General features: G+C 49.1%; 21 protein-coding genes. 6 read left to right on the forward strand and 15 right to left on the reverse strand.

All coding sequences use genetic code 11. The features are described 5' to 3' along the window. Positions 1-73: 73 nt before the first annotated feature. The 3 genes from ABEH87_RS11360 to ABEH87_RS11370 are packed head-to-tail and all read right to left on the reverse strand — an operon-like array spanning position 74 to position 2,882. Positions 74-742, reverse strand: coding sequence for a terminase endonuclease subunit (locus ABEH87_RS11360; protein ID WP_346576484.1), 669 nt, complete (start codon positions 740-742; stop codon positions 74-76). 2 nt (positions 743-744) lie between these two features. Beyond that, positions 745-1,980, reverse strand: a complete 1,236-nt coding sequence (locus ABEH87_RS11365; protein ID WP_346576485.1) for a phage major capsid protein, P2 family — start codon at positions 1,978-1,980, stop codon at positions 745-747. A 59-nt stretch (positions 1,981-2,039) separates the two neighbouring features. Then, positions 2,040-2,882: a GPO family capsid scaffolding protein gene (locus ABEH87_RS11370; protein ID WP_346576486.1), complete on the reverse strand. Its 843-nt coding sequence runs from the start codon at positions 2,880-2,882 to the stop codon at positions 2,040-2,042. Positions 2,883-3,028: 146 nt separating this feature from the next. On the opposite strand from ABEH87_RS11370, the gene ABEH87_RS11375 reads away from it, so the two are divergent. Both ABEH87_RS11375 and ABEH87_RS11380 read left to right on the forward strand, forming a co-directional pair. Beyond that, the gene (locus tag ABEH87_RS11375; RefSeq protein WP_346576487.1) at positions 3,029-4,792 is read left to right on the forward strand and encodes a terminase ATPase subunit family protein; all 1,764 of its coding nucleotides are present in this window, start codon (positions 3,029-3,031) and stop codon (positions 4,790-4,792) included. Continuing rightward, positions 4,792-5,832 carry a phage portal protein gene (locus tag ABEH87_RS11380; RefSeq protein WP_346576488.1) on the forward strand — a complete coding sequence of 347 codons (1,041 nt, stop codon included), beginning with the start codon at positions 4,792-4,794 and terminating at the stop codon, positions 5,830-5,832. The genes ABEH87_RS11375 and ABEH87_RS11380 overlap by 1 nt, the downstream gene beginning before the upstream one ends. Positions 5,833-6,195: 363 nt before the next feature. On the opposite strand, the gene ABEH87_RS11385 is transcribed toward ABEH87_RS11380, so the two are convergent. From ABEH87_RS11385 to ABEH87_RS11440, 12 genes are all read right to left on the reverse strand, one after another. Continuing rightward, on the reverse strand, positions 6,196-6,789 hold the full coding sequence (locus ABEH87_RS11385; protein ID WP_346576489.1) for a hypothetical protein: 594 nt from the start codon (positions 6,787-6,789) through the stop codon (positions 6,196-6,198). 43 nt (positions 6,790-6,832) lie between these two features. Next, positions 6,833-7,309, reverse strand: a complete 477-nt coding sequence (locus ABEH87_RS11390; RefSeq protein ID WP_346576490.1) for a type II toxin-antitoxin system antitoxin SocA domain-containing protein — start codon at positions 7,307-7,309, stop codon at positions 6,833-6,835. Positions 7,310-7,464: 155 nt separating this feature from the next. Then, entirely contained in the window at positions 7,465-7,650 is a 186-nt protein-coding gene (locus tag ABEH87_RS11395; protein ID WP_346576491.1) for a hypothetical protein, read from the reverse strand. 156 nt (positions 7,651-7,806) lie between these two features. After that, positions 7,807-10,122 carry a replication endonuclease gene (locus tag ABEH87_RS11400; RefSeq protein ID WP_346576492.1) on the reverse strand — a complete coding sequence of 772 codons (2,316 nt, stop codon included), beginning with the start codon at positions 10,120-10,122 and terminating at the stop codon, positions 7,807-7,809. Continuing rightward, positions 10,119-11,336: a phosphoadenosine phosphosulfate reductase family protein gene (locus tag ABEH87_RS11405; RefSeq protein ID WP_346576493.1), complete on the reverse strand. Its 1,218-nt coding sequence runs from the start codon at positions 11,334-11,336 to the stop codon at positions 10,119-10,121. The genes ABEH87_RS11400 and ABEH87_RS11405 overlap by 4 nt, the downstream gene beginning before the upstream one ends. Beyond that, positions 11,333-12,193: a DNA adenine methylase gene (locus ABEH87_RS11410; protein WP_346576494.1), complete on the reverse strand. Its 861-nt coding sequence runs from the start codon at positions 12,191-12,193 to the stop codon at positions 11,333-11,335. The genes ABEH87_RS11405 and ABEH87_RS11410 overlap by 4 nt, the downstream gene beginning before the upstream one ends. Further along, a complete protein-coding gene (locus ABEH87_RS11415; protein WP_346576495.1) occupies positions 12,190-12,417 on the reverse strand; it encodes a TraR/DksA C4-type zinc finger protein in 228 nt (75 codons plus the stop codon). Before ABEH87_RS11415 ends, ABEH87_RS11410 begins: the two co-directional genes overlap by 4 nt. Continuing rightward, on the reverse strand, positions 12,417-12,644 hold the full coding sequence (locus tag ABEH87_RS11420) for a DUF2732 family protein (RefSeq protein ID WP_346576496.1): 228 nt from the start codon (positions 12,642-12,644) through the stop codon (positions 12,417-12,419). Before ABEH87_RS11420 ends, ABEH87_RS11415 begins: the two co-directional genes overlap by 1 nt. 65 nt (positions 12,645-12,709) lie before the next feature. Then, entirely contained in the window at positions 12,710-13,042 is a 333-nt protein-coding gene (locus ABEH87_RS11425; RefSeq protein WP_346576497.1) for a hypothetical protein, read from the reverse strand. Beyond that, positions 13,042-13,227, reverse strand: a complete 186-nt coding sequence (locus tag ABEH87_RS11430; RefSeq protein ID WP_346576498.1) for a phage filamentation protein Fil family protein — start codon at positions 13,225-13,227, stop codon at positions 13,042-13,044. Before ABEH87_RS11430 ends, ABEH87_RS11425 begins: the two co-directional genes overlap by 1 nt. A 7-nt stretch (positions 13,228-13,234) precedes the next feature. Then, on the reverse strand, positions 13,235-13,744 hold the full coding sequence (locus ABEH87_RS11435) for a phage regulatory CII family protein (RefSeq protein ID WP_346576499.1): 510 nt from the start codon (positions 13,742-13,744) through the stop codon (positions 13,235-13,237). A gap of 35 nt (positions 13,745-13,779) precedes the next feature. Further along, entirely contained in the window at positions 13,780-14,016 is a 237-nt protein-coding gene (locus ABEH87_RS11440) for a regulator (RefSeq protein WP_133624790.1), read from the reverse strand. 88 nt (positions 14,017-14,104) lie between these two features. Between ABEH87_RS11440 and ABEH87_RS11445 the strand changes: the two genes are divergently transcribed. The 4 genes from ABEH87_RS11445 (at position 14,105) to ABEH87_RS11460 (ending at position 19,332) form a co-directional block, all read left to right on the forward strand. Continuing rightward, positions 14,105-14,710 carry a phage repressor protein CI gene (locus tag ABEH87_RS11445; RefSeq protein WP_346576500.1) on the forward strand — a complete coding sequence of 202 codons (606 nt, stop codon included), beginning with the start codon at positions 14,105-14,107 and terminating at the stop codon, positions 14,708-14,710. Between the two features lie 5 nt (positions 14,711-14,715). Further along, positions 14,716-15,729, forward strand: a complete 1,014-nt coding sequence (locus ABEH87_RS11450; RefSeq protein ID WP_346576501.1) for a tyrosine-type recombinase/integrase — start codon at positions 14,716-14,718, stop codon at positions 15,727-15,729. A 757-nt stretch (positions 15,730-16,486) separates the two neighbouring features. Then, positions 16,487-17,317: a hypothetical protein gene (locus tag ABEH87_RS11455; protein ID WP_346576502.1), complete on the forward strand. Its 831-nt coding sequence runs from the start codon at positions 16,487-16,489 to the stop codon at positions 17,315-17,317. Positions 17,318-17,448: 131 nt separating this feature from the next. Next, entirely contained in the window at positions 17,449-19,332 is a 1,884-nt protein-coding gene (locus ABEH87_RS11460) for a DUF4209 domain-containing protein (protein WP_346576503.1), read from the forward strand. Positions 19,333-19,727: the final 395 nt, after the last annotated feature.

Consider the following 19,727-nt stretch of genomic DNA (forward strand, 5'->3'; position numbering starts at 1 on the left):
TGGGCGGTGGAAGGTGGCGCAGAAACCTGAAAGGCTCATTACCACCCTGCCGCCCGGCGCGGGGCGCGTTCTGTTAACGGCTGGCAAGAGCCTGCTTTTTTAGCTCAGTCCCCAGCCGTTCAATGTCCTTTTTAACGCCGCAGCCCTGATGAAGCTGCAGCGCACGTTTGAGGTGTTCCATCGCATCCAAACCCCTGCCCACATCACGAAGAACATAGCCAGTGATTTTGTGCAGCTTGGCGCGCACCTGATCGGGCATGTCTTCGGATTTCGTCAGTTCCAGCGTTGCCAGCAGCGGGTCAATATCGACCGGCTCTTTAGCCGTCCACGTCCGGGTCGCCGCGTCGGCAACCTCTTCAGCCAGAAGATAGGCAGTGCTGTTGCGCGAAAAAGTATCAGGCGGCACCAGCCCGTACTGCAGGGCATAGCGGGCAATCTCCAGCGCGCCGGGAATATCCCCGGCATCCAGCCGCCAGATCATGACGGTCATCAGGATCGCATCCTGTGCCCCTTTGCCCTGGCTCAGTACGCCAGCCACCCACGGTAAATAGCCGGGCAGCATGTCGCGTTTCATCTGTGCCTTACTTTCATTCGAGCGCACCTTTTTCAGTCGGCGCTTATCTTCATTCAGCTTTATGAGCATTCGCTCATAGCCGTTGGCATGGCGCAGCGGACCGTCAGCCTGCTGCGATGCTTCGACGGCCTGCTGGCGCATAACGTGACGCTGGGCAGGGCTTGTCATGCTTATTTGCTCGCTTTAGTCGTGTTTTCGGTGGTACTGGCGACCTCCTGGCCTGCGCCGTTAGCAGCTACCACCGCCTGTTCTTCGCCGGCTTTCGAAGCGCTAACGCCCTTTGCCACAGCCTCTGCCAGTGCCTCATAGTCAAAAGCAGTCGCGGCAGCATCAGTTTTGCTTTCCGTGGTCTCCCCTTCTTTTTTAACCGGCTCCGGTAGCATCTCGATGTTTTCCACCAGGCAACCGGCGGCGTAATCCTCAATGACGAAATCTTCATTGATAGATTCGTAATTCTCGATGCGGTCACGCTTTGCCACCTCAACAATCAGTCGGCGGTGCGTCCCTTCCTGCCAGTAGATTGAGAGGTTGTCGAGGCGGGTGATAAACAGGGCGTTGGCCGGGAAGTAAGGCACGCGGATCGCCGGCAGGTTACCGATGCGCTTCTGACTGACGATGACGTCAGCCGCCAGCTGATCGGTGGCAGACTGCGACTGATTGACCAGCGGGAAGTATTTGTCGGCCAGCAGCTGTCGACCGCAGATAACAACCAGCTCCGGGTCTTCCTGATACCACGGCTCGATCATGGTGTTTGTGGCGTCCATCACCAAGGCGTCCAGGTTGGCATAATCGCCGTTTTTACCGACGCGGATTTTTGCTGAAATAACCGCACCATCTTCACCGATGATTTTGCTCATGACCCGTTTCGGCGCATGGTTGCGGTACTTCTGCAGCCAGCCCACCGCAACGTCCTGCAGCAGCGGGTTGTTCTGGCGGTTGGAGGTTTTCGCACGGGCGATACCGTTGAAACCGGCCATGATGCGATCCAGCCCCTGGCGCTTGATAATTGCGTCGCGCAGACGGGTCTGGAAATCTTCATAACGCGCCCACAGGTCAAGCTGGTTATAGCGGATGTGGAAATCGTAGTTGGTCTGGGCGCACTCATATCCGTCAGCGCTGAGGTCAGAGAAATCAGCGGTTTCGCGCTCGTCACCGCCTGCTGTATCGGTGGTGCTGGCAATCGAGCCGGTCACGCCGATCCCGATTTTCTCGCCCTTCATATCCACGACAGGGGTGATATTGATACGGGTCAGAAAGTCGGACGACTCCTGCACGCGTGTCATCAGGCTCTGGCTGACCGATGGCTCTACGGAGAATTTCTTATCCATATCACCGGTTTCTACGCCGTTAAGCTCAGCCAGGCGGGTGAGGTAGGCGTTAAATTTAAAGCGGGTAGTCTGGCGCATTAGTCTTCCTGTAATCAGTGTTTGGTTTTCAGTGGCGCTTGTGCCGTTCAGGACTGTCGTTAACAGTCGGTTTGCGCGGAGGTTTTATCACCGCCGTTTGCACGCGGACGATGGTTGAAATTGCCGTCCGTTTTTTCCAGCTTGCTGGTGAGGCTTTCCAGCTCACTGCGCCCTGCGGTGGTTTCCAACTGCAGCGCATCAAGGCGCTCAGAGAATTTTCTGTCCAGCGCGGACAATGCTTCTGCGGCTTCCTGACCAGTGGCGGTCAGTTGCTCGGCAACCAGGGTTACGGCGGCGTGCACGTCTGTGCTCTGCACGTCATCCGCTTTCTTTTTTGCGGAGAACAGCGCAGCGATACGGTCACGTAATGACGGGCCGGGGTCGGCTTCTTCATAAAATTCGATCAGGGTTTCTTCTGCGGCGGTAAACAAGTTGCCTGGGTGCTGCTTACGCGAGGCCAGCGGGTTAGCAGAGGCACCCGCGCTAAAGCTCAGAATCTCAGTGCCGAGGCTGGCCGGATCATCAGTGACAGCCAAGCCGACAAGGTAGGCTTCGCCGGTGTCAGCAAATTCGGGCCTTACTTCGACTGAGGTATAGATTTTCTGACGCGCTTTGGTCATCGCGATCAGTTCGTCGGTGGGGTCGATGTAGCCATAAAGAGCAAGTTTGCCTTTCAGCGGGCCATCTGCGATTTCTTCTGCCTCAACGGCAGTCACATCACCAAAGCGACGGAATTGGCTGTCAGGTGCATAACCTTTGATGTGCTCCATGTTGATGCGCGCCCCGTACATCGATGGGTCATAGTTTTTCGCCATCTGCGAGATCCAGTCGCGGGAAATCACGCGCCCGTCGGTGGTAGCGCCCTCAACTGCGATACGAAAACGCTTTGCTTTAGTTGCCATTAATCAGGCTCCGGTCAGTGGGTTGGTTCAGGTCACGGCCAGTTTCACCACGATCACAACCCCGCTCAACGAAACCCGGCTTGCTGGCTTATGAGCAAGCAGGGACAACGGGCGCGCATCGCTGCTGCCCCGGTAGCCTTGTTGCCATGAATATGACACCCGGCACTATCATCAGCGATCCCCGCCGTCAGGCCGCTCTGCTTTACTGGCAGGGCTTCTCCGTGCGCCAGATTGCGGAAACGCTCAGCATCAAAACGCCGACCGTCCAGAGCTGGAAGCTGCGCGATGCGTGGGAAGATATCGCCCCCATCAGTCGCGTTGAGGCCAGCATGGAAGCGCGGTTAATTCAGATCATCATGAAGGAGGTAAAGGGGAATGCTGATTACAAGGAGATAGAGGCGTTAGGACGTCAGATTGAGCGCCTGGCCCGCGTCGAGCGTTACCGCAGCACGGGCAACGAGGCCGATCTCAATCCGAATGTGCGAAACCGCAACAAGGGCGAGCGCCAGCCGCCGTCTAAAAATGTGTTCAGTGAAGAGCAGACGGACAAACTGACCTCATTGTTTAAAAAGTTCTGCTTTAAATATCAACTGCATTGGTACGAAGCAGGGTTAACACACCGTATCCGCAACATCCTTAAATCACGCCAGATCGGCGCGACGTTCTATTTTGCCCGCGAAGCCCTGATCGACGCCCTCGTGACCGGGCGCAATCAGATTTTCCTGTCGGCCAGCAAGGCGCAGGCCCACGTCTTTAAAAACTACATTATCGACTTTGCCCGTGAGGTTGATGTGGACCTTAAGGGCGATCCAATTGTCCTGCCGAACGGCGCACGCCTGATTTTCCTGGGGACCAACGTCAGGACCGCGCAGAGCTACACGGGCAATCTCTATCTCGATGAATATTTCTGGATACCAAAATTCCAGGAGCTGCGCAAAGTCGCCAGCGGCATGTCGCTACATAAAAAATGGCGTACCACCTACTTCTCCACGCCGTCGAGCCTGTCGCACAGCGCCTATCCGTTCTGGTCTGGCGAACTGTTCAACAAGGGCCGCCGCAATCGCGCCGACCGCATTGAGCTGGATCTCAGTCATTCTCACCTGGCCAACGGCGCGTTATGTGCTGACGGCCAGTGGCGGCAGATTGTCACCGTTGAGGATGCACTGACCGGCGGCTGCAACCTGTTCGATCTGGATCAGCTGTCGCTGGAATACAGCCCGTCTGAGTACCAGAACCTGCTGATGTGTGAGTTTGTCGACGACGAGGCAAGCGTATTCCCGTTTGCCGAGCTGCAGACCTGCATGATCGACAGCATGGAAGAGTGGAATGACTTTAACGTGTTCCTGCTGCGTCCCTTCGACTATCGCCCCGTTTGGATTGGTTACGACCCGTCACACACGGGCGACAGCGCAGGCTGTGCCGTCATCGCACCGCCTCTGGTTCCCGGTGGTAAGTTCCGCGTGCTGGAGCGCCATCAGTGGCGCGGTATGGACTTTGCCGCGCAGGCCGCATCCATCAAGGAGCTGACGGAGAAATATCTCGTCGAGTACATCGGGATTGATGCCACCGGCATCGGTCAGGGTGTTTTCCAGCTTGTGCGCCAGTTCTTCCCCGCAGCCCGTGAAATCCGTTACACGCCAGAGGTGAAAACCGCGATGGTGCTGAAAGCGAAGGACACGATCACCAGCGGCCGCCTTGAGTATGACGCCGGACATACCGATATCACGCAATCCTTTATGGCTATCCGCAAAACGATGACCGCCAGCGGGAACCGCTCAACCTATGAAGCCAGCCGCAGCGAAGAGGCCAGCCACGCCGACGTCGCTTGGGCAATCATGCACGCACTTTTAAACGAACCGCTTACCGCCGCCGCCGGTGGTCAGAGTCAAAACTTTGTGGAGTTTTATTAATGAGCAAGCGTAAAGGCCGCAAGTCTTTTCAGGAAAAATCCGCACCAGCGATGGCGGCCACATCGAACCAGCAGGCCGAGGCGTTCAGCTTTGGTGAGCCAATCCCGGTACTGGATAAACGCGATATTCTGGATTACGCCGAGTGCATCAGTAACGGGCGCTGGTATGAACCGCCGGTAAGCTTTCACGGCCTGGCGAAAAGTCTGCGCGCCGCCGTACATCACAGCTCACCGATTTACGTTAAGCGCAACATCCTGCTGTCCACTTACATCCCGCACCCGATGCTTAGTCAACAGGACTTTAGCCGCATTGTCTTGGACTATCTGACATTCGGTAACGGCTTCGCGGAGCTGCGCAAAAATGCATTAGGGAAGGGATTCCGCGTCGAGTGCTCGCCAGCCAAATACACCCGACGTGGCGTTGAGGATGGCACGTTCTGGTTTATCAATGACTGGAAAGACGCGCATCGGTTTGAGACAGGAAGCGTGTTCCAGCTACTGGAACCGGATGTTAACCAGGAGATTTACGGCCTGCCGGAATACCTGAGCGCGCTTAACTCAGCCTGGCTGAATGAAGCGGCCACCTTGTACCGGCGCAAATATTATCAGAACGGCGCGCACGCAGGTTACATCCTGTATATGACGGACGCCGCGCAGAGCAGCAGCGACATTGACGCCATGCGCAAAGCCATGCGCGACACAAAAGGCGTAGGTAATTTTCGCAACCTGTTCATGTATGCGCCGAACGGTAAGCCGGACGGGATTAAGATCCTGCCGCTGAGTGAGGTCGCCACCAAAGATGACTTTTTCAATATCAAAAAGGCCAGCCGTGACGACCTGCTGGCCGCGCACAGGGTACCGCCTCAGATGATGGGTATTATCCCGGACAACGCGGGCGGCTTCGGTGATGTGGTGAAAGCGGCACAGGTGTTTGTTCGCAACGAGCTGACGCCACTGCAGGAGCGAATGAAAGAAATTAACACCTGGCTGGGAAATGAAGTGATCACATTCAAGCCTTACACCCTCGACAGAGAAAGCTGATCTAAACGACTGGCCCGGCCACGGGTCAGTCACTTTTCACCAGACCGCCCCCTCAAAAAAACCGCCCCCACCCTCCCAGCCTGTGACGAGCTCAGAGGCCCGCTGCCGCGTTTTGCCGTGCGACCTCACACAGATTCACCCTGTCCCCTCACGACCGCCTGCGTACGCCCTGCTTCGCCTGCGCCATACATCCAGAGGGGCCAGCGCGCAATGCTATCCCCGCCTCGCCTGCCCGCTTTATAGAGCGCTTTTCATGCAGTTGCATGCACAAACGAAAAGAACGCCGGTACAGGCGCTCTTGAGGTTTTTTTGTGTGTAATTTTCAATGCAAATCCATGCACTCAGTGCATGCATGACTGGAATTTACTTTGAACCACCCTTCGGCGAAGCTTTGAAAAGCCCACTTACAACGAACCCAACCAAACCGATAATACTAATAGTACAAGTTCCCAGAAGGCCGAGCATAAAGTTTAGAGGTGGTTTTCCTTCATAGGCAATGACATAACTGGCTATAAGCATAGCGATAAAAAAGCACCATATGACCATAAAGCCATATGTTTTATCGGCCATCTCTTTTCTCAAAACATTATCGGCAAGCACCCCATCAGCCTCTGCGTGCTTAACTCTCGCCTCAGCCTCAAGACTATTAACATTCTTTGATAGTGTCCTTAATGAGCTTTGAATCTGTTTTAAGCAAATATTCAAATCATTAGTTTTTTTATCAAGGCTGGCCAGCCACGCATCTTGGATTTCGTTAGTATCAGACTCAGCACCATCTTGCTTTTCCGAATCAGGATTCTCAGGGTGATCATGTACCGCAGTTGCAGGAGAAGGTACAGGCATGGAGTATGCCGCAGGAGGGATTTTTTTATCACCTAAGACTTCAACAACACCACTTATGGCCCGCTCTGTTTGTTTTATTTTCTGTGGAAGGTCGGAGCTTTGAGTGTTAGCCATAGATAAATCCCGTAGTAGATACGGGATTTATCTTAATTTAACTTTATAAACCAATGCAACTAGGATCTCGCGCCATTAGCCGCTGGTAATAATGCTGGATAAGATCATTATCAATAATCGTATTTCCAGCATCATAGGTCTGCCTCCACGGAGTACCTTCCCGATGAGTGAATTCGGATAGGGTTTCAGCACTATATTTACCATAAGTATCAAATACATTTGTAATCAACTGATTAACGTAACCATCCAGAGCCTGAGGATGGACCGTAGATGTGTATGAGTTTACCGTATGGACAATGCGCTTAGAGCCAAAATGCTTAAGCGTATGATATAGCGAGGGTACAACCGGCCCATACCTCCACGCACACACCGGATCCGTGAGTACTGACTGACCTCTATGACCCAGTGAAATACCTTGAGCGATGTAAGTAAGCTTTTGAGCTTGCATTTGGGTAATAGGAGCACCGTTCGCTATCCCAAGCTCAATGAACTTGTTAGCAATCTGAACTGGATTATACATTCTCCCCCCTTAAAACCACGCGCATTTCGCGTATAACATGCTTGACCACGCTAACCCAGGTAATCTAGCGCGTCAATACAAAAGCGCGCGAATTATAAGGACAACCCCTTGACCGAGCAATAGCTATTTTATCGCCCCTACACTTCAACTTTTCGTTAAGAACCATGAATCAAGCGGTTGTGTTCATAGTTTCTCAACTTTGCCAACAACTCATCAGTAAGCTCTGAAACCCACTGGATTGCCATATGCTTTTCCTCGTCATCACAGTCACTAGCCGCAACAAGTTTCATAAAAAAATCAATACGCTGGAGCTTGATGGACTCCATAAGATAATCATGCATGTTTCCTCCCTCATGCAAAACAACTGGTTATATATACAGTATATAAATATTTTAGAAATGTGAACTTTTTTTTTACCTTTCACATGGATCAGTCCGAAAAAATGCACACACACTAAGCTTACTAACCCTTTGACGTACAAGGCATGTATGCAGCGATTAGCATGTACGCTCAGCGGTAACTGTCACCACTACACGCCGCAACCGCTCAAACTTGTCTAATAACTTCTCGCCAGTAACAGGCTCCTTACCTCTGAAAATCTCACCGCTACCCGCACCTCGGTACCATTCACCGAATATTTTGGTATTAAAACCACGGATAAGGCGCACAGCCAGGCCACGGCTAATCGTCTGGCCAGTTAGATCCCTGATTTCTCCAATCGCCCTGGCACAGGCCGCCTCAACTTTTTCGCTGCGCCTGAACTCTTTAGCTGTCTTTTTCGGCTGTTCTGCCCGCACCCTCTGCAACAATCTTCGGTGCTCCGTTCGGTTCATCTCTTTAAAGTCTTTAACAGGCATTATTTCCGGGTTCGGCGCATCCTCAGATCCCGATCTCCCCGTACAGTTATTGACAGAACTCCGAGAGGACGCGGGCGCGCCCTCAGGGTCAAAAACAAAATCAAAGGCAGAATCAACGGACAAAACAGATCTCTTAACTTCACTTTCGGCAACCATCTCAGCCGACTTTTTAGGAACGATTTTCCATTGTATGAGGCGGGTTACAACAGGAGTGTCATCACCAACAGAGGTGGCGTAAACACCCTTAATACGCACGGTTTCCTCACCGTATTCATTCAGTTCATCCCCGGACTGATACCAGGTGCGCACGGCCAGATCGTCACGGCGCACAAACGGCCCGCCCTGGGCGTTGACGTACTCAGCCCAATGCCCCTGATCCGCTGCATCATGAACAGCGGCGAACTCAACACTCAGGCCGTGCGCTGTTTCGCTGTCGGCCATGCGGCGCAGCTCGCGGTAAACCGTTACCGGCGCGCCTCCGACAAACTGAAACTGTCTTATATGCCAGCGCGCCGCCCATGCAGAGACTGCTGGGGCGGTTTCTTTCAGCTCTTTTCCGCTTTCGTCGTCCAGTTCCCCGTCCAGCGCGTAACCATCAATATTTTTAGAGATATATTTAGCGACGTATCCGGTGGCGCTACCTTTCTCAGGTTCGATAGCTTCGGCATGAAAGCGGGCCTTTCTGGCTTTGGGGGTTGTCAGCTCGCCACTGTCTTCCTGATATGCGTAATCACGGATGATCTGACGCACACGATCAACATTTTCAGGCAACATAAACATCAACATATGCCAGTGAGGCGTACCGTCGTGGTGCGGCTCAGCAACGCGGATACCGAAAATGCGGATATCTTCACGATGGAGCTTTGCGCGTACCTTTTGCCATACATTGCAAAGATAGCGCTGCGTCTCAGAAGGATTTGCACCGTTCCATTTACGGTTACGGTGACCGGTTTTGATAGTTGCGTGATAACGCGATGGCGCGGTGATGGTGTAGAACTCACCTACGAACCCCATCTCATTACAGATATTCTCAAAGCCCCGTATACGGGTCATCAGTTCGCAGCGACGAATTGCTGGGTTAGCCACGCTGCCGTCATATTTATCAATCAGGTTTATACGATTCCCGGCTTCGTCCTCCAGTTCCATCCCTTTCAGGAATTCACGGGTGCGGCGCTTTTGCTCGCGCCACTCGATCACATTCATCGTGCTGGCGTAAGGTGTGTGTTTTTTGCTGACGTTAGCCAGGGCGATCTGCAGGTGTTCGCGCCACGACGCCGCAACACGGCGCAGGCGGTTTTTCCACCATCTTTCAGCACTCATGCGAGAAATCGCGGAGGCAACTTTTTCCGGCTCAAAGATTTTAGTTGTTACTTTGTCCCACAGCGGCGGCGTCTGCTTTAACTGGCGGGTGATAGCGGCCGCAACGGTATAGAGTTGGTGCGTATATTTATAATCTGATGCATCAGTGACAACGGTGTGAGCCTGCGCCATTTCAGCGGAGATGAAACTTGCCACATCACCGGCCAGCATATCTACATCGGCACGGGACATATCTGCCAGGCGGTTGAATCTGCGGTTTAGCTCCCACAAATTTCCTACAGCAGCCACACCGCGATCACCCACTGGCGCGTGTGCTGACAGCATTCCAAATAATTCGGGATGCACATCACTGGTCTTATACTGAGTATTTACGCACTCAACGCGTGGCAATGTACGCTCGACGAAAGTTTTCGTTAAATAAACATTGGCATGGGTTAAACCCTCTGTCTTTTCCAGATCATTAAGACGGCGCTTAACGTCCATCTGAATAATTAACGGCTGCTCTTCCAGCAGATCACGCGCACGCATAAGCGCCGCGAACATCTGTGCGCGGCGGTCGATATTGACGGTTGCAAGGTAGGGTTTGCTGATGGCATCCCGTGGTGCGTTCCACGGGTATACAAATTTCTGACTCACTCACACACTCCGGCATAAACGCTATTGCAGACACTGCTTTCATTCATTCCTGCAAATAGGTCAAACTGCGAACCTCCACGCGTTGTAAGAGCCCAGTCCCGATAGGTCTGAATGCCATGAGAATCAAGCGTGACGCATTCGATGCGGCGTTCTGATTTGCGCGGGTCCTGAGTAGAGGGGAAAAAAGTAGAGTTGCCACGACGAGAACACGCCGCAACAATTTTTTCCCACTCCGCCACCCTCTGGACTTCTTCTGGCCAGCGACTAAAAATTTCTGCCAGCTCTGATTTACGCGCATGAATACACGGCATGCACCCAACGCGACTGCAGCCCTGCTGGTAAAGCGGGTTAGGCTTAATGCCGTGCTTTTTTGCCAGCGCAAACACCTCGTCATGCGTCCACTGAAGGATCGGTCGATATACAGCGAGGCGCGGCCCGATATCCAAACCTTCCTCCCACTTAACCAATGCTGCCCTTGCAGGAGACTCCTGCGCGCGAACCCCCTGCCATGACACAACCTTCCCCCCAGCATTGATGATTGGATCAACCACCTGCACCTTGATTGGCTCATGTTTAAGTTCAAAGGTGCAAAAGCGAGCTTTCGTGGATGGGAATCTCCCCTTCCACATGCACAGGTCCAGAAAGGGATTTCCGGTTGGATGAAGCGTTTTCAATGCACGCTTTATTGCCTCATTGGTTTGAGTCGAGGCGCTTTCGTATGACATGCCGGGCCTTGCAGGCACCCACTGAAGAAATTTGGTTACTGCCGGGTTGTAAACATCAAGCGGAGGATTTGGAATTACAAGCGTTTCTATCACGGTCCCATCAGGCAAAAGAACACCCGGCGCGAGTTGCTCGCCGCCTTCTCCCTTTGATTCAACCAGTTTGTATCCTGGAGCTAAAACCCATTCCCCTGGAACATCGGCCATTAGTGCGGCCAAAAGAGTTGTAGGCCACTTCTCTTCAATGAACTTTCGCTTACCTTCAATGCGCGCACTGAAATCAGCTTTAACCCGCTGTATTGGGCCAAGCTTGCTCTCTAGATAATCCAGATATTCCATAGTTTGCGGATGCTCATGACCAGTGTCTGCTATGACAGGCGTGAAGTTAACCCCCCCTTCAATTGCTAGCAGCCACTGAGCCAGACTATCTTTACCGCCAGAGATACTGACGATGTTCATAACAGAGCTATCAAAGCAGCGACGGTCAATCATTGGACCACCTCCACGGACGCGTGAGTGCCAGAGCCTGACGCAGGGTCATAACCAAAGAAGCATCGATCTGTCGGTGTTGACACCGCAATGATTTCAGAAGCGCTCTTTCCATCACCGGCCGCAACGCCAATACTGCGAGGGGCTTTAATCCGGGTGATATTGAAACCGCAGTACAGGCTTTTAACTAACGTGGTATCGCTGTTTGAAACGATGACAGGGTGACGCTCAGCAATCTCAGTAAGTAGCGCGGCCAGCAGGCTTTGCTGATCGTCATTGAACCCGCCAGTGTGGTAATCGCTAAAAGTTCCCTGATATGGCGAATCTGAATAAATCACATCACCCGCTTTAACCATCTGTAGGGTTTCAGTGAAGTCAGCGCAGATGAAAGTTGCACGCTGCGCTTTCTCAGCGAATGCTTTTATTTCACCCAATGGGAAATAAACTTTTTTGTAGTGCCCGAAAGGAATATTGAAATCACCCTTGCGGTTATAGCGGCACGAACCGCGATACCCGTTCCGGTTCAGATAAAGAAAATAAACAGCGCGTTCCAGCAGCGGCAGTCCGATGTGTTCATTAAACTCTTTGCGGATAGCGTAGTAACTTTCCTCACTGATATTTGAAGAAAAAACCTGAGCAGCAATAATAACGAATTGCTGGGGGTATTCTTTAATCTGACGATACATGTTAATCAAATCAGGATTAATGTCAGCGACCAGATATTCCGGGTAGTCGGTATTCATCATAACGGAACAGGAGCCTGCAAAAGGCTCCACCAGACGATGGCCTGCTGGCAGGTGTTTTACCAGTTCCGGCATAATGCGCGATTTGCTTCCAACCCATTTTAAGATGGTATTCATACGGCACCGCCGCTGTAATGAGTGAGTTTCATTTCATCCAATTCCTTGCAGTTCACGCAGAGGGTTACCCCGTCCAGCGCCTTGCGGCGTGCTTCGGGAATAGCCTCGTCGCAGCACTCGCAGAAAAATGCGCTTGGCGTGATCGGACGTTTGATTGTGCTAGCCAAAGCGTGCGCGAGATTTTCTTCAACGCGCTGCTGCACCAAATCCATAGAGTCGGCCATTAGTGCAGCTCCTGTGCAGATGCCTCAAAGCGGCCAGCTTCCTGCCGCAATAATTCGATAATCTCGACTGCAGACAATTCGCCACGCTGTGCATAGATAGCAATTGCCTCAAGACGGATTGAAACGGCCAGAGCCTGGTCTTTCTTCTGTTCAGCGCGAGCTTTATTTAGCAGTACGAGCACGGCATCAGCCGCAGCAACCATTGTTTTGTTCTCAATATTCTGCATAGTCAGTCTCCAGATTCAGGCAAAGGAATGCCCGGCGGGTTTACGCCATTAGTTTAATTATTTGGTTATTCGGTCAGAGCGCAGTCAGCCAAAGATAAATAGCGTGGAAGCATTTTTCCCCAACGGGAAATTTTATTCATTGCCTCAATAATGTACAGGCGGTGGGTTTCGTCAAACTCTTCGAAAGTTTTACCAACTTCATCAGCCTTAAATGCCGCTGGGCATGTGCGATTAGCCAGAGTTAAGACTACAAACTTAAAATCATTATCCAGACGATTAAAATAACGCAGTGCAGGGTTGTCATTATTCTGACGCAACTGACGGCGGCGTGCCTGAAACTGTTCAAACGGCATTGGCTCTTTAACCGCCTCAAGGTGAGAGTGAACATTAACAGCCATTATTTCCCCCATACTTTTGAAATACGCTGAATAAAATTGGGCTTCACAGATGAAAGCTCACGCAAAAGCACTTTCTGATCGTTGCTTGGATGCCAGCGTTTACCTTCACAACCCATTATCCAGCCATGGCCGAATGACGGAGAAGGACACTGACGCTTTAACATTGGAGCCACAGAAATTGGCATGGTCACCTCAACTCAGGCCGACTGATGCGCTGATACCACTGAGCACATCAACGGTGTTTGCAAGAGCAGGATTAGACTGAACGCGGGCATGTACGCTTAAACCGATCAGGGACAGGCAGCGAATACCGGCGTTGATGTTTTCCACAAAAGCGCTTTTGCATGATGGCGTCATTTTCTTACCCGATACTGCTGCAGCCGCCACCTTGCCGATCTCTGCAGTCGCCTGGAGAACGTAGGTAGTCATGCGCTCTGCCTTTACTTCATTCAGCGGTACTGACGGGCCACACTTCATCTGAGCCAGCAGGCCGTCAATCAGCGTCGGGTCTTCTGTCACATCAGTAATCACGGTGATTTCCATCGCGGTGAGCTGGTGAACCTGATCCGGGTTCAGCTTGTTGCGCAGCGTCTGCTCATTCATCCCGACCTGTCGCGCCAGTTGCGCGATGTTGTGACGCAAACCAAAAGCACGGCAGGCGTTATCGAAATGCGGTTGTTTAGATACCTGATAATCAAACATGACGAAATGCCTCAATAATCCCAATATGGAACACATTAAGCCTGCATCGTGATTTCGCAGCCTGCAGCCGCTTCGATCGTCAATGCAACCATGTTGATTTCAATCAGGCCGTTTACTCCCTCTTTCTTTCTGATAGGCAGGCGATTTTCACGGTACATCTGCCGCACGGTTCCCTCCTTGTAACCTGTGCGGCGACAGAACTCTTCCACTGTTACATAAGGCTCGGAGATAACGAGATTGATAGACGGTCGCATTGTAAGTTTACGGGTCATGATGCAAAATCCTCTGTTGAGTTAGGGGTAACTCTATTTATCACTATTCATCACACTTGATCACTTTTAGTGATATTAGGATCGCAAATTGGAAAGGTCAACAAAAGATTTTACGAATCGTAAGGCCCCAGTATTGCCGGAAGGTGGTAAAGAACCGATTGAGCGCATGCTCCAGGCATATGGGTTTAGCTCTAGGCAGGTGCTCTGCAGGCATCTTGATGTATCGCAAAGCACGATGGCTAACCGCATTATGCGTGGTAACTTTCCTGCTGACTGGGTACTTATCTGTTCAATGGAAACAGGCGCCTCACTTGAGTGGCTCACCTATGGGCGAGGCGCCCCCCAAACTGATGGCCAGACCGAGGCTGCATCATGGATTGAGTGCATAAAAATCACAAACGGGGTTAAATCACAACCCAAATGGGTTGTTTATGATGCGGCTCTGTTGCCTGATGATGTCATAGCTCCACAATTGATCATGAACGAACGTATTACCTACATCGTAGATGCAAGCAAAACAGATATTAATGATGGGTTTTGGCTGATAGAGATCGACGATGTTGTCAGCATAAGGGAGCTTTATCGTTTTCCCGGAAATCGTATTCGGGTTGAGAATGGCAAGGCATCTTTCGATTGCCAATTGGATGATATTAAAGCTCTTGGAAAAGTAATTCTCCGCACGGAGCAAGTGTAACAACAATGGCAGTTAATAAACTCCCATCAGGAAAATGGCAGGCTCAGGTTTTTCCTAATGGTCGTGACGGTAAGCGGATTCGCCGCCAGTTCGCCACTAAAGGTGAAGCTTTATCTTTCGAGAAGTTTTTAAAGGAAGAGGCTCAGGACAAGCCCTGGCTGGGTGAGAAAACTGATAAGCGGCGTGTAATCGACTTAGTAGACCTGTGGTTTAATGCGCACGGCATAACCCTGGCAGATGGAGAAAGGCGTCAAAGCACAATGAAGTTTGCCTGCGAAGCGATGGGAAACCCACTCGCTACTGAATTTAACGCAAAAATATTTTCTTCATACCGAGAGAAGCGCCTGAGCGGCAAGCTTACCCGATCGAGCAGAGTGAAAACCGTAACGCCTCGCACAGTCAATCTTGAACTAGCCTATTTCAGGGCGATGTTTAACGAACTACGTAGACTTGATGAATGGATGGCCCCCAACCCATTAGAGAACGTCAGAGAATTTAAGATTGGTGAGTCTGAGATGTCTTATCTTACTCACGATGATATTCGCACTCTTCTCGCTGAATGTGAGAAAAGCCGCGCAAGTGATCTCACTGCTATTGTAAAAATTTGCCTCGCGACAGGGGCGCGCTGGAGTGAAGCGGAAGGGCTGATGGGAAATCAAATTCGTGCAGGCCAAATTATTTACGTCAAGACTAAGGGCAAAAAAAACCGGGCCGTCCCTGTTAGTGAATCACTACTTGCAGAACTTCCAACAAGCCGTCGTGCAAAACCACTATTCACAGCCTGCTATTCAGCTTTTCGAAAAGCGATACAACGAGCTGGCATTGAGACCCCACCAGGGCAATTGACGCATGTTTTGAGACATACCTTTGCATCACACTTCATGATGAATGGTGGAAATATTTTAGTGCTGCAGCGCATTCTGGGACATACCGATATTAAGGTTACTATGCGCTATGCTCACTTCGCTCCTGACCACCTTGCAGAGGCAATCACCTTAAATCCTTTAAATGGTCTTTGATTGGCAGCAAAATGGCAGCAGAGCGCAACGCTATTTATCGCTATTCATCGCCATACGGTCTGATGCTGCGATTAAAATCAGTAACTTACTGATTAACTTACTTTCCAGTTCGGACTCATAATCGCTTGGTCGCTGGTTCAAGTCCAGCTGGGGCCACCAGATTTTACCTGTTAAATCAGGACACTAAGCCACTTCGAAAGGAGTGGCTTTTTGTTTTCTAGTGGTCGACGCCCCCTTTTTGTCCCCCGGTGAAATCTTCGGACTTTATACTTTTCTTTTTACAACAGTAATCAAACGCCGCTTCCATGGCTGATTTTTTATCTGGGAAAGCCTGCTCGGCACTGGCAAACAAACCTCACCCACAATCACAGACCGCTATATCGCTCCAAATACCGCCACTGGTTTGATCATCCCCGAACTCATTGGCACGTTTAGCTAAATTTAGGGACTTGGTGCTGAACGAAGTGAGAGTTAAAAGTATGCAAAACCACCTAACATCATAAAATATTCTTTTATATTTCAATTATTTAAAAAATCATAATATGAATTAGCGACAAAGGGTCGGCAGCCATATAGATTCACTGCGTTCCTACATAAAATCATAGTTAACTTATAGATAAAATTGCAGTTTATAATCATGGTTTGCCTGCAAAAGCGTTTTATTGCATTTATAAATTTGGAAAAGGCGGCTAGCCATAATCACATCAATCCACACATCGCACTATCAGCCTTTAACAAACACAAAGAGGATTAAAAAGTGACAGCACAAAATTTGATTGCAATTGGTGGGTTGTTAGCTGCAGTATTTTCAGCCCTTGCTGCTGCGTTTGCGGTCAAACAATCAAAGTTACAAAGAACAACTTTAACCAAACCACAAGTTATCGTGACTAGTATTACTATACTTGTTGATAGTAAGTCAGATGAAATATTTTTAGTCTCACCTAAGGATGAAGAATCCATAGGTAATTTTAAAGTCCCTATAAAAAACGTTGGTTTAGGCACTGCATTGAATTTGAAATACAGCTGGCATTTCGATTACCTAGATGCATTAGATACTTGCGGGTTTTTGCGTACTGACATACATCAAATGGACATTCTTAGCTCAATTGTAAATACTGAAAAATTAAACAACTCGGTATACATTGAAGAAAGTAGTAACAATGAATATTCTTATTTTTCATTTTTCAAAAACCACACTTACAAAGCATTTTCAGTTAGTAGATTTTACACTGAAATTGAATATATCATACCGATTACTCAGGATGAAACCCTTACAACCCTCACACTACCTTACCTTATCCCAATATTAACTATCAACAAGTTTGAAAATCTCAATTCGATTACTGATATGATGCTTACGAAAATGGACGCTGGCATCCTTAAATTAGAATATGAAGATATATCAGGACACAGATTTTTTATTAAATTCGCCTGTTCCATTAGATTAGTCAGATATACTAGCAATATCAAGCGTGGATCTGAAGCACTTTATGAGTTAAAACTCCACCGGATTCAAAAGTCTTATCATGTTAAAAGTATGCTAGATGGAATTTCTTCAAAATTCCATTTTTTAACAAAGCGGTTTTAATTTTCCGCAAAAATCTGATTACAGGCAGGTTGCTTTTCCCAATGTTAAAATGCAGCCTGCCATACTGATTTTTCGTCAGGAAAAAGCTGATCCCCTCCTTTTTTTCAGATGACTTATTTACAAGGTAAAATATGAAGAATGAACGTTACTCATTAGACTTAGCTATTTCATTACAAGATTTCAATACATCAGACTGGAAGGATTCAATAGCTCAAGTTACTAGCGAAGGATATTCCGCTATGTGGGGAGCCTTTTCGAGTTCAGCGCGTATTGCGATCGAGCAAAACCGTCCTGAACACAGCAAGGTACTATGGTTGCTAGCTGATGCCTGCTCAATGATGCTTTCGCCATCAAGTCCAAATGAACCTTTCAAACCCTTTGCCGTATTCCACGATCGTCGTTCAGTAATTCCTGAGGATTTTTCTAAATCAGATATTCAGTTCTTCGCTGAAATTGCAGATAAAGTAGATAATAACTGGTTGAAAGCACGATTAAACGACTTGGTATGGCTGAAAGGTAAACCACGTAATACCAAATTTGCTTTAGAGGCTATTGACGCTTACTGCTGCCTTCCCCTAGATAAAGATACATGGATACATGGAGGCCGAGACTGCTGGCCTCGTGCAATCACCTTGGCTCGAATGCTCAAAAATGGTGCTGGAGATAGACTTCAGAAAATCGAGAAAGCTATCGTCACTGCATTTAATAATTCCAGTAATGATGATGGTTTTCTCGGGCTTTGGTTATCAGACCTTCTCAAATCAAATCGTCTGGGATTGTCAAACCGAGAGGATATAGCCATAAAGCTCGAATCATTAGCCCGAAAGTTTAATCATGAAGGTGATTTGCATAGTGCTCGAGCATACTTTGAAAGCTCATCGGAGTGGTATAAGTCAATTCCTAATGTAGTTAAAGCTGCAGAAATGACAGTATTGGTCGCCGAAGGTTGGGCCAAAGAAGCCCTAACGCGTTCTGCTTCACAGGACCCTAGCTACATGATAGCAGCTAGCTTTTACGAAAATGCAATTCAGATCTACAGATCAGTTCCTCGAGCTGAACGATCTAAATATCAGGTCGATAAGCGAATTGCTGAGTTGAGAGTTCATTTGAACAATTCGGGTGAGCGCGCGTTAGGGGAGATGGGAATAATTCAATTCCCTGGAGTAGATATCACTCAACTAATTGCACATGCCAGAGAATCAGTATCTGGAAAATCTATTCAAAATGCTTTACTAGAATTTGTTCAACTACATCGGGGTGTTGACGCAGAAAAACTACGCGAAGATTCTCTTAAAAAAATGCGTCAATATCCTTTGCAATCAATGTTTGCTTCAACAATGATGAGCCGTGATGGAAGAGTAATAGCTAAGCGCCCTGCAATGAGTCTTAGTGGAGAATTGACTGACGACGATGAAATATCAATTAACGCTGAAATGATTAGAGACTATGGCATACTGGTTAATATTATAGTACAAGCTGAAATTTTGCCAGCTTTGGAAGTACTATTAGTTGAGCATCAAATGCGTGAAATTGACTTCATCGAATTAGCTGGACAGTCTGCTTTCATTCCAAAGGAACGCGTCAGACTTTTCGGTAAGGCGCTTTTTGCCGGGTATGAGCGGGATTTTGTCACAGCACTTCATTTGCTTATCCCTCAAATTGAGCACTTAGTACGCATGCATCTTAAGCAAGCAGGTGCAAAAACTTCCAACCTCGACAAGGATGGAATTCAGAATGAGAATGGAATGAGTACGTTAATGACGTTACCAGAAGCAGAGCAAGTTTTTGGTAAAAATCTCGCTTTTGAATTCCAATCGCTATTTTGTAACGCTTTTGGCCCAAATCTGCGAAATGAAATGGCTCATGGACTACTTGATGAGACTGATTGCAACTCTCCTTTCGCTATTTATGCTTGGTGGCTTGCTTTAAAACTTACATACATAGCATGGTGGAATTCAGCAAATTCAACCCATGAATCCGAAAACGATAGCGATGAACAAAAAGTAGCCCAATAGAGCTCACCTTAGACTAATAGATTATACCTGAGTAAAAGTGGCAGCAGAGCACAACGGTATTCATCGCTAATCATCTCTATATAGTCTTCTGCTGCGATAAAAATCAGTAACTTACTGATTTCATTACTTGCTGGTTCGGACTCATAATCGCTTGGTCGCTGGTTCAAGTCCAGCTGGGGCCACCAGATAAAACAAGGAGTTAGATGAGAAATCGTCTGACTCCTTTTTCTTTGGATGCAATCCGGGTCAGGGTTAATCCAGATTGATAACAGCCTTGCGGACAGTTCTCATCCAAACCAGAATCAGTTCAGCAAAACGAGGCTTTCCACATGACAAAAAAATGGCACATAGCCGGATAATCATAACGATCGTGATAGCGTTTCCTGCCGCACAAA

This window comes from Erwinia sp. Eh17-17 (genome assembly GCF_039675725.1).
In the GTDB taxonomy this organism is placed as follows: domain Bacteria; phylum Pseudomonadota; class Gammaproteobacteria; order Enterobacterales; family Enterobacteriaceae; genus Erwinia.